Source organism: Methylobacterium sp. 22177 (genome assembly GCF_052045615.1).
GTDB lineage: Bacteria > Pseudomonadota > Alphaproteobacteria > Rhizobiales > Beijerinckiaceae > Methylobacterium > Methylobacterium radiotolerans.
The window spans coordinates 17,820-26,894 of sequence record NZ_JBQEPK010000014.1 but is presented as its reverse complement, the minus strand read 5'-3'; the positions used below and the strand labels follow the sequence as shown (position 1 = coordinate 26,894).

Below are 9,075 nucleotides of genomic sequence, written 5' to 3'. Positions count from 1 at the left end.
ACGGACGGCACAGCCGCGTGATCAGGCGGGCACGCCAGGGTGACGGCCGAGGTCGGGCTTGGTATAAATCCAGCGCGGTCCGGGGGAGCCGCACGGCCGACGCGCTATCCCCGCGGGTACCAAAAAGCTCAACGATGCCGTTTACCGTTCTGGATCTCGCCGTGCTCGGCATCGTCGCGGTCTCCGCGCTGCTCGCGGCCGTGCGTGGTGTGACCCGCGAGGTCCTGGCGATCGTCGCCTGGGTGGCGGCCGCCGCCGTCGCGTGGACGCTGCATCCCATGCTGCTGCCGACCGTGAAGCAGCACGTGAACAGCGACACCGTGGCGCTCGTCGCCTCGATCGCGGCGATCTTCCTCGGCACCCTGATCGTCGTGTCGATCATCACGGTGAAGATCTCCGACGTCGTGCTCGACTCGCGGATCGGCGCGGTCGACCGCTCCCTCGGCTTCCTGTTCGGCGCGGCCCGCGGCTTCCTGATCTGCGTGATCGGCTGGGTGTTCCTGTCCTGGCTGGTGCAGGGCAAGGTGCCGGACTGGGCCGCCCAGGCCCGCACGCGCCCGATGCTGGAGAAGTCCGGCGACGCCCTGGTGGCGCAGCTGCCGGAGAATCCGGAAGGCTTCCTCAAGCAGTTCAAGAAGCCGAAGACCGGCGCGCCGCCCAACGAGTCCGCCGACGCCCCGGCCGAGACCGACGCGGCGCCGCAGCGCCGGACCGAGACCGCGCCGACCCCGACGCGACGCTGATCTGCGGTATTCGCCGTAGGTCTCATCGCGCGGAACGCCTAGATAGCGGTTCCGGTGGTGTACGGATTGCTTCCGCGACGACCGGCGCGCCGGCCCGTCGCCGCCGGGATCTGTGAGTGATCGACAGCCCCATGTCACACGCCGCCGCCTCCACCGACACCTTCGATCTCGATCTCGACGGCGACACGCTGCGCGAGGAATGCGGGGTCTTCGGCATCTTCGGCCATCCGGACGCCTCGGCGATCGTCGCGCTGGGCCTCCACGCCCTGCAGCACCGGGGCCAGGAGGCGGCCGGCATCGTCTCGTTCGACGGCTCGGTGTTCCATTCCGAGCGCCGCCCCGGCCTCGTGGGCGATTCCTTCTCGGACGGCGACACGATCGCCCGCCTCAAGGGCCGCGCCGCCATCGGCCACGTGCGCTACTCGACCACCGGCGGCACGATCCTGCGCAACGTCCAGCCGCTCTTCGCGGAGCTCGCCAGCGGCGGCCTCGCGGTCGCCCACAACGGCAACCTCACCAACGCCCTGTCGATCCGCCGCGACCTCGTGCGCGACGGCGCGATCACGCAGTCGACCTCCGACACCGAGGTGATCCTGCACCTCGCGGCCCGCTCGCGGAAGCCCCGGATCATCGAGCGCTTCATCGACGCCCTGCAGGCGATCCAGGGCGCCTACGCGATCGTGGCGCTGACCAACAAGAAGCTGATCGGCGCCCGCGACCCGCTGGGCATCCGCCCGCTGGTGCTGGGCGAGCTCGACGGCCGCTACATGCTGGCCTCCGAGACCTGCGCCCTCGACATCATCGGCGCCCGGTTCGTGCGCGACATCGAGAACGGCGAGATCGTGGTGATCTCCGAGGAGGGGATCGAGTCGATCCGCTTCGCCGACGCCGTGCCGATGCGGCCCTGCATCTTCGAGTACATCTACTTCGCCCGGCCGGATTCGGTGGTGAACGGCAAGAGCGTCTACGCGGTGCGCAAGGCGATCGGCCGGGAGCTCGCCCGCGAGGCCTCGGTCGCGGCCGACATCGTCGTGCCGGTGCCGGATTCCGGCGTGCCGGCGGCGCTCGGCTTCTCGCAGGAGACCGGGATCCCGTTCGAGATGGGGATCATCCGCAACCACTACGTCGGCCGGACCTTCATCCAGCCGACCCAGTCGGTGCGCGAGCTCGGCGTGCGCATGAAGCACTCGGCCAACCGCGCGGCGATCGAGGGCAAGAGCATCGTCCTCGTGGACGACAGCCTCGTGCGCGGCACGACCTCGGTGAAGATCGTCCGGATGATGCGCGAGGCCGGCGCCGCGGAGGTCCATTTCCGGATCGCGTCGCCGCCGATCACCTACCCGGACTTCTACGGGATCGACACGCCCGAGCGGGAGAAGCTGCTCGCCGCGACCCACGATCTCGAGGCCATGCGCAAGTATATCGGCGCCGATTCGCTGGCCTTCCTGTCGATCCCCGGCCTCTACCGGGCGATGGGCGAGGAGGCGCGGAACGCGGCCTGCCCGCAATACACCGACCACTGCTTCACGGGCGACTACCCGACCGGCCTGACCGACCTGTCCATCGCCGGCCCGAAGCGCTTCGCCATGCTGGCCGAGGCCGACTGACAGGATCCGGCCGTTGCGCGCGAACGGGCATCCCCTGTGCGCGGAAATGCGCTAGGTCCTCGCCATGGCTGAGTCTCAGAGAACCCTGGAAGGCCGCGTCGCGGTCGTCACCGGCGCATCGCGCGGCATCGGGCGCGCCGCCGCCCTGGCTTTGGCCGGGGCCGGCGCGCACGTCATCGCGGTGGCCCGGACCGTGGGCGCCCTGGAGGAGCTCGACGACGCGATCCGCGCCGCCGGCTCCAGCGCCACCCTCGTGCCGTTCGACCTCGCCGATTACGACGCGATCGACCGCCTCGGCGCGGCGATCAACGAGCGCTGGAAACGCCTCGACATCCTGGTCGCCAATGCCGGGATCCTGGGCGCGCTCATGCCGATCGGCCACATCACCCCGAAGATCTGGGGGCAGGTGATGGACGTGAACGTCACCGCCAACTGGCGCCTCATCCGCTCCCTCGACCCGCTGCTGCGCATGTCGGACGCGGGCCGCGCGATCTTCGTCTCGTCGGGAGCGGCCTCGAAATGCCGGCCCTACTGGGGACCCTACTCGGTCTCCAAGGCGGCGCTGGAGGCCCTGGTGCGGACCTACGCGGCCGAGAACGAGACCACGGCGATCCGGGCCATGCTGCTCAATCCGGGCCCCCTGCGGACCGGCATGCGCCGCTCGGCCATGCCGGGCGAGGACCCCGAGACCCTCCGGACGCCCGAGGACCTCGCCCCCCATTTCGTGCGGCTCGCCGCGCCGGACTGGGCCGAGACCGGGAAGCTCTACGATTTTCCCACCGACCGGGTGCTGCGTTTCCGCGCGCCCGAGTAAAGGGGTCCGGGGCCTGCGGCCCCGGCGGGTGGCGGGCGGAGCCCGCCAGGTTTGGGATTTGCGATGATCGACGTCCGCTGCATCTGCGCGATCGGCCTGCGGGGCCAGCTCGGCCTCAACGGCCACCTGCCCTGGGAGGGCAACACCGACCCGCTCTTCGTGGAGGACGTGACGCGCTTCTTCGCCCTCACCATGGGCCACGTGCTGATCGCCGGGCCGAAGACGGTGGCCTCGGTGCCCGAATTCGCCTTCAAGGACCGCACCATCGACGTGATCCGCAGCCACGAGGATCCGGAGGCGGTGCTCAAGCGCTATCCCGGGCGGCGGATCTTCGTCGGCGGCGGGATCGCGGTGTGGAACGTCTACGCGCGGTACATCCAGCACTGGGACATCACGCGCCTGCCCTACGACGGCGAGGCCGACCGCTGGTTCGACCCGGCCTGGCTGGTCGGCGGGCCGCTGCGGACGCCCTGAGCGGCACCTTCCTGCAATCCGGCGCGTTGGCGCGCACGCGTCGCGTTTTCCGGAGACCACGATGAGCGCCCCGAGCTACCGCTTCGGCATCGAGGAGGAGTACTTCCTGGCCGATGCCGAGACCCGCGGGACGCCGCGGGGCGACCTCGCCGCGTTCCACGCGCGGGTGGAGGCGGAGCTGCCCGAGACGGGCCGCGAGCTGGTCGCCGCGCAGGTCGAGCTCTGCACGCCGCCGCTCACCGACGCGGCGGCCGCCCGGGAGAATCTCGGCGGCCAGCGGCGGCAGCTCGCCGGCATCGCCGCCGAGAGCGGCCTGCGGCTGCTGGCCTGCGGCACGCACCCCCTCGCCCGCTGGTCGCGCCAGACCGCCACCGACGGCGCGCGCTACAAGGGCATCCTGTCGGATGTCGGCATCGCGGCGCGGCGGGCGCTGATCTGCGGGATGCACGTCCACGTCGAGGTGCCGGACCCCGAGGCCCGCGTCGACCTGATGAACCGGCTGCTGCCGTTCCAGCCGCTGCTGCTCGCGCTGTCGGCCTCCTCGCCGTTCTGGCAGGGCGAGGCGACGGGCCTGCGGGCCTACCGGCTCAGCGTCTTCGGGGAATTGCCGCGCACCGGCCTGCCGGAACTCTTCGCCGACGCCGCCGCCCACGCGCGGTTCGTCGCCATCATGACCCGGTCGGGCGCGATCGCGGACGCGAGCTTCCTGTGGTGGTCGCTGCGCCCCTCCATCAAGTTCCCGACGCTGGAGCTGCGCATCGCCGACGCCTGCACGCGCCTCGACGATTCGCTCTGCATCGCCGCCCTGTTCCGCTGCCTCGTGCGCCTGTGCGTGCGCCGGCCGGAGCTCCACGCCGGCCTCGACGGCGTCTCGCGGGCGCTGGCCTCGGAGAACCTCTGGCGCGCCCAGCACAGCGGCGTGGCCGCGTCCCTGATCGACGAGGCGCGCGGCGAGGCCGTGCCGTTCGCCGAGGCGCTGGAGGCGATGCTCACGCTCGTCGCCGAGGACGCGGACGCCCTCGGCTGCGCGGCGGACGTGGCCCGCGCCCGGGCGATCGTGGCCGAGGGGACCAGCGCCGACGGGCAGGTCGCGGCCTACGAGGCCGCGCTCACCGCGGGTCAGGACGAGCGCGCCGCGCTGGCGGCCGCGGTGGACTGGATCGCCGACGCGGCGCGCTGAGGGCTGCGCAGGGCTGCCGCATCGCCTCCGTCATCACGAGCGGAGGTTGGATCAGCCCTTGTCGAACGGGTTCTGCGAGGTCCGCAGGGACAGGCGGATCGGCGTGCCCGGCAGGTCGAACGCCTCGCGCAGGCCGTTCACGAGGTAGCGCGTGTAGGATTTCGGCAGGGCGTTGAGCTGATTGCCGAACAGCGCGAAGTGGGGCGGCCGGCTCTTCACCTGGGTGGCGTAGCGGATCTTGATCCGCCGCCCCGATACCGCGGGGGGCGGGTTGCGGGAGGTCGCCTCGTTCAGCCAGTCGTTGATGCGCGAGGTGGAGACGCGCCGGTCCCAGACCTCGGCGGCCTGCACCACCGCCTGCATCAGCTTGTCGACGCCGTCGCCGGCGAGGCCGGAGAGCGGCACGACCGCGACGCCGCGCACCTGCGGCAGCAGGCGCGTGCAATCCTCGCGGAGCTGCTTGAGCAGGCCCGGCTGGTCGGCGACCAGGTCCCACTTGTTGAGGCCGATCACCAGGGCGCGGCCCTCGCTCTCGACGAGGTCGACGATCGTCAGGTCCTGCTTCTCGAACGGGATCGTCGCGTCGAGGAGCACCACCACGACCTCGGCGAAGCGCACGGCGCGCAACCCGTCCGAGACCGCGAGCTTCTCCAGCTTGTCGTCGATCCGGGCGCGGCGGCGCATCCCGGCCGTGTCGTGCAGCTTGATCCGCCGCCCGCGCCACTCCCAGTCCAGGGAGATCGAGTCCCGGGTGATGCCGGCCTCGGGGCCGACGAGCAGCCGGTCCTCGCCGAGCATGCGGTTGATCAGGGTCGACTTGCCGGCATTCGGGCGGCCGACGATCGCGACCTTCAGGGCCCGGCCGCCGGGGGCGTCGTCGTCCGGATCCTCGTCCGCGTCGCGCTGGGGCAGGGCGCCCTTGAGCGCCTCGTGCAGCTCGCCCAGACCCTCGCCGTGCTCGGCGGAGAACGGGATCGGGTCGCCGAGCCCGAGGGTGAAGGCCTCGTAGGCCCCGGCGAGGCCGGCGCCGCCCTCGGCCTTGTTGGCGATCAGGATCACCGGGCAGCCGGCGCGGCGCACCAGCTCGGCGAAGGGCTGGTCGGCCGGCAGCACGCCGGCGCGGGCGTCGATCACGAACAGCACCACGTCGGCGGCGAGGATCGCCGCCTCGGTCTGCATGCGCATCCGGCCGGTGAGGCTCGCGGCGTCGGCCTCTTCCAGGCCGGCGGTGTCGATCACCCGGAACTCGAGGCCGCCGAACGCGACGTCGCCCTCGCGCCGGTCGCGGGTCACGCCCGGGCGGTCGTCGACCAGCGCGAGCTTCTTGCCCACGAGGCGGTTGAACAGGGTCGACTTGCCGACGTTCGGCCTCCCGACGATCGCGACGGTCGGCATATCCATGGTGGTTCTCGAAACAGTCCGGACGAAGGATCAGCGCGTGATCGGCGGGGGCGGCGCGGCGGGCTCGGGCTTGGCGGCGGTCACCGTCACGGGACCGCCCGCGACGATCGCCGCGTAGACCTCGATCCGCTCGCGCAGGTTCCGCGGCGTGTCGGGATCGGCCACGATCTGGTCGAACCAGCGGCTGGCGTCCTCGTAATCGCCCTTCTTCAGGGCGGCGAGGCCCAGCATCTCGCGGGCGGTGTGGCGGAACGGCGTCCCGGCGGCGAGGCCCTGGAGGTTGGCGAGCGCCGGGTCCGGGTTCGGCCCGTCGAGGCGCAGCAGCGCGGCGCGCAGGCGCGCGAGGTCGCGCAGGCCGTCGCCGAGGCCGGTATCGTCGGCGAGCTTGTCGAACTCCGCCGCCCCGGCCGCCGGATCGCGCTTGCCGGTCTCGGCCGCCGCCCGGAACCGGGCGAGCAGGCGGTAGCCCGCCGGGCCCTGCGCCTCCAGCGTCTCGAAGGCCTTGTCGGCCTCCGCGACCTTGCCGTCCTTGGCGAGGCGGTTGGCGTCGTCGAACTGCACCGAGGCGACCTCGGCCGCCGCGCGCTGCTGGGCCTGCCAGTAGCGCCAGCCCGCCACACCCGCCACCACGAGCACGGCGAGCGCGATGATCACGCCGCTGTAGCGCTTCCAGATCTGGAGGATCCGGTCGCGGCGGTAATCCTCGTCGACCTCGCGAAGGAACTCGTTGTTCTCGGCCATTCTATCCCGGCCCGCATGATTTCAGCGGACCACCTCGTCTCGTTCGGGCCCCGCGCCTAACACACGGGCGCCGGGTTGGCGACAGGCCATGTCTCAGGTGCCGCCGCGGGTGCCGGCTCAGGCCGCGCTGCCCGGCCAGACCGGCACGCCGATCACCGGGTAGTGCAGGTAGCGGGCGAAGACGAACCACGCGGCCGTGCCGATCACCAGGGCCAGGACGTCGTTGCGCCAGCCCAGGGGCGCCGCCGCCGGACCGCCGTGCTGGGCCGCGACCGCCCCGGGGGCGAGGCCCCGGCGCTTGGCGCTGATCCGGGCGGTCACCGCCCAGGCGAGGAAGCCGCCGAACAGGAGCATGGAGCCGAGATCGCCGTTGGCGAGCAGGTGCGCCGTCGCCCAGATCTTCACGGCGAGCAGCATCGGGTGCTTGGCCTTGGCGCGGATATGGCCCGGCAGGTAGGCGGCCGCGAGGCACACGAAGGCGAGCCAGACCAGCGTCAGGGCGAGGTGGCGCGTCCAGACGGGCGGGTCCCAGACCGGGATGTAGCCGGCGAGCCGATAGTCGTGGAAGCCGATCCCGATCAGCACGAGCCCGAGCAGCGACAGGGCGGTGTAGCCGAGCTTGTAGCGGCCCTCGCCGATCCGGCCGACGATCGCGGCGCGCCGGGTGCGGGCCATCGAGAAGGCGTGCGTGCCGAGGAACAGCACCAGCCCGAGGATCAGGAGAACCATGGATGACTTTCGGTCGGGCCGCGCGGGTCCGGTCGGCGGCAAGCACTCTGTAATGGTTCTCAAGCGAATCTCCGCCTGTTTGTCCAGGCGCGGCCGGGACGCAGCCGAGTGGCGACCATGGGTTGGGCGGATCGGATCGCCGGACGAGCGCGCGCCGCGCGCCGCCTCGGAGCCGGAGCGGCCGCGCGGCGGATCCTCCCGGCGCTCCTCCTGGCGCTCTTGCCGCTCCTCCCGCACAGAGCCGCGGCCGCGCCGGAGCCGCCGCTCTCGGCCCTGACCCTGGTCGGGCCGCCCGCGCTCGTCTTCAAGGCGGGGCGCGACGCCTGCGACGGCGCCGACGTGCCCGACGCGCCGGCGCGCGCCTTCCGGGACGCGTCGGGCTCGGTGGCGCTCTACGGGATGCACTACCGCAACCGGGCGCTGCGCGGCCCCGACCTCGGCCATCTCAAGCTCGACTGCGCGGTGGTGCTCGATTCGGGCGAGAAGCCCGATCCCGCGGCCTACGACGACCGCTCCTGGATCACCGCGACCTGGACCGAGGACGGGACCCGCGTGGCCGCGCTCCTCCACCACGAGTACCAGGCGAACGAGCATCCCGGCCGCTGCCCGGCCGCCAGCTACATGGCCTGCTGGTACAACACGATCACGGCCGCCGCCTCGTCGGATGGCGGCCGCAGCTTCCGGCGGCAGAGCCCGCCCGCCGTGGTCGCCGGGGCGCCGTTCCGGCAGGAGGTCGACCAGGGCCGCCACCGCGGCTTCTTCAACCCGTCGAATATCGTGGCCGACGGGACGTGGCGCTACTTCCTCGCCTCGACGACCGGCTGGACCCGGCCCGGCAGCGATCAGGAGGCGGGGGTCTGCCTGTTCCGCAGCGACGACCCGGCCGACCCGACCCGCTGGCGGGCCTGGACCGGCACCGGCTTCACCGCCGCCTTCCCGGATCCCTACCGCGCCGCCCGCCCGAACACGGCCACCTGCCGGCCGGTCGGGCCGTTCCCGGGCCCGGTCGGCGCCGTCGTCCGGCACCGCGGCACGGGCGCCTGGATCGCCGTGTTCATGGCGAAGGCGGGGGAGGGCTTTCCCCGGTCCGGCTTCTACTGGACGACCTCCCGGGACCTGATCACCTGGGACAGCCCGCGCCTGCTCCTCGAGGGCGCGACCCTCTACGAAGACCCCTGCGCGGCGACGGCGCCGCTCCTGGCCTACCCGTCGCTCCTCGACCCGGACGCGCGGGGCCGCAATTTCGACGATGTCGGCGACCGGGCGCTCCTGACCTACGCGAGCCTGCGCACCGAGGGCTGCACGATCACCTCCGACCGCGACCTGCTGCGCCGCCCGGTGGCGATCCGCGTCTGGCCCTGATGCCGCTCGACCGGCGCGTCGCGC

9 protein-coding genes are annotated in these 9,075 nt (G+C 72.5%); 6 read left to right on the top strand and 3 right to left on the bottom strand.

Annotated elements, in window-relative coordinates; all coding sequences use genetic code 11:
- Positions 1–134 precede the first annotated feature (134 nt).
- The 5 genes from ACTJK8_RS14830 (at position 135) to ACTJK8_RS14810 (ending at position 4,818) form a co-directional block, all read left to right on the top strand.
- Complete coding sequence (locus ACTJK8_RS14830; RefSeq protein ID WP_012320826.1) at positions 135–743, top strand: CvpA family protein; 609 nt, start codon at positions 135–137, stop codon at positions 741–743.
- Positions 744–874: 131 nt separating this feature from the next.
- Positions 875–2,350, top strand: coding sequence for an amidophosphoribosyltransferase (gene purF / locus ACTJK8_RS14825; RefSeq protein WP_012320825.1), 1,476 nt, complete (start codon positions 875–877; stop codon positions 2,348–2,350).
- 64 nt (positions 2,351–2,414) lie between these two features.
- Positions 2,415–3,164 (top strand): SDR family NAD(P)-dependent oxidoreductase, encoded by a 750-nt coding sequence (locus tag ACTJK8_RS14820; RefSeq protein ID WP_012320824.1) that lies wholly within the window; start codon positions 2,415–2,417, stop codon positions 3,162–3,164.
- Between the two features lie 63 nt (positions 3,165–3,227).
- Complete coding sequence (locus tag ACTJK8_RS14815) at positions 3,228–3,638, top strand: dihydrofolate reductase (protein ID WP_024829075.1); 411 nt, start codon at positions 3,228–3,230, stop codon at positions 3,636–3,638.
- Positions 3,639–3,699: 61 nt separating this feature from the next.
- Positions 3,700–4,818 (top strand): carboxylate-amine ligase, encoded by a 1,119-nt coding sequence (locus ACTJK8_RS14810; protein ID WP_053620813.1) that lies wholly within the window; start codon positions 3,700–3,702, stop codon positions 4,816–4,818.
- A gap of 51 nt (positions 4,819–4,869) precedes the next feature.
- Here the strand turns inward: ACTJK8_RS14810 and der are convergent, their stop codons facing one another.
- The 3 genes from der to ACTJK8_RS14795 form a co-directional block, all read right to left on the bottom strand.
- The gene (gene der / locus ACTJK8_RS14805; RefSeq protein ID WP_059410007.1) at positions 4,870–6,219 is read right to left on the bottom strand and encodes a ribosome biogenesis GTPase Der; all 1,350 of its coding nucleotides are present in this window, start codon (positions 6,217–6,219) and stop codon (positions 4,870–4,872) included.
- Between the two features lie 30 nt (positions 6,220–6,249).
- Complete coding sequence (locus ACTJK8_RS14800) at positions 6,250–6,960, bottom strand: tetratricopeptide repeat protein (RefSeq protein WP_024829077.1); 711 nt, start codon at positions 6,958–6,960, stop codon at positions 6,250–6,252.
- Positions 6,961–7,077: 117 nt separating this feature from the next.
- Positions 7,078–7,689, bottom strand: a complete 612-nt coding sequence (locus ACTJK8_RS14795; protein ID WP_024829078.1) for an NnrU family protein — start codon at positions 7,687–7,689, stop codon at positions 7,078–7,080.
- Between the two features lie 117 nt (positions 7,690–7,806).
- On the opposite strand from ACTJK8_RS14795, the gene ACTJK8_RS14790 reads away from it, so the two are divergent.
- The gene (locus ACTJK8_RS14790; RefSeq protein ID WP_440762112.1) at positions 7,807–9,051 is read left to right on the top strand and encodes a hypothetical protein; all 1,245 of its coding nucleotides are present in this window, start codon (positions 7,807–7,809) and stop codon (positions 9,049–9,051) included.
- Positions 9,052–9,075 lie beyond the last annotated feature (24 nt).

Excerpts from the sequence above, each read along its gene's own strand:
- ACTJK8_RS14830 (WP_012320826.1), top strand. The coding sequence starts at position 135 with ATGCCGTTTACCGTTCTGGATCTCGCCGTGCTCGGCATCGTCGCGGTC.
- purF (WP_012320825.1), top strand. The coding sequence starts at position 875 with ATGTCACACGCCGCCGCCTCCACCGACACCTTCGATCTCGATCTCGAC.
- ACTJK8_RS14820 (WP_012320824.1), top strand. The coding sequence starts at position 2,415 with ATGGCTGAGTCTCAGAGAACCCTGGAAGGCCGCGTCGCGGTCGTCACC.
- ACTJK8_RS14815 (WP_024829075.1), top strand. The coding sequence starts at position 3,228 with ATGATCGACGTCCGCTGCATCTGCGCGATCGGCCTGCGGGGCCAGCTC.
- ACTJK8_RS14810 (WP_053620813.1), top strand. The coding sequence starts at position 3,700 with ATGAGCGCCCCGAGCTACCGCTTCGGCATCGAGGAGGAGTACTTCCTG.
- der (WP_059410007.1), bottom strand. The coding sequence starts at position 6,219 with ATGGATATGCCGACCGTCGCGATCGTCGGGAGGCCGAACGTCGGCAAG.
- ACTJK8_RS14800 (WP_024829077.1), bottom strand. The coding sequence starts at position 6,960 with ATGGCCGAGAACAACGAGTTCCTTCGCGAGGTCGACGAGGATTACCGC.
- ACTJK8_RS14795 (WP_024829078.1), bottom strand. The coding sequence starts at position 7,689 with ATGGTTCTCCTGATCCTCGGGCTGGTGCTGTTCCTCGGCACGCACGCC.
- ACTJK8_RS14790 (WP_440762112.1), top strand. The coding sequence starts at position 7,807 with ATGGGTTGGGCGGATCGGATCGCCGGACGAGCGCGCGCCGCGCGCCGC.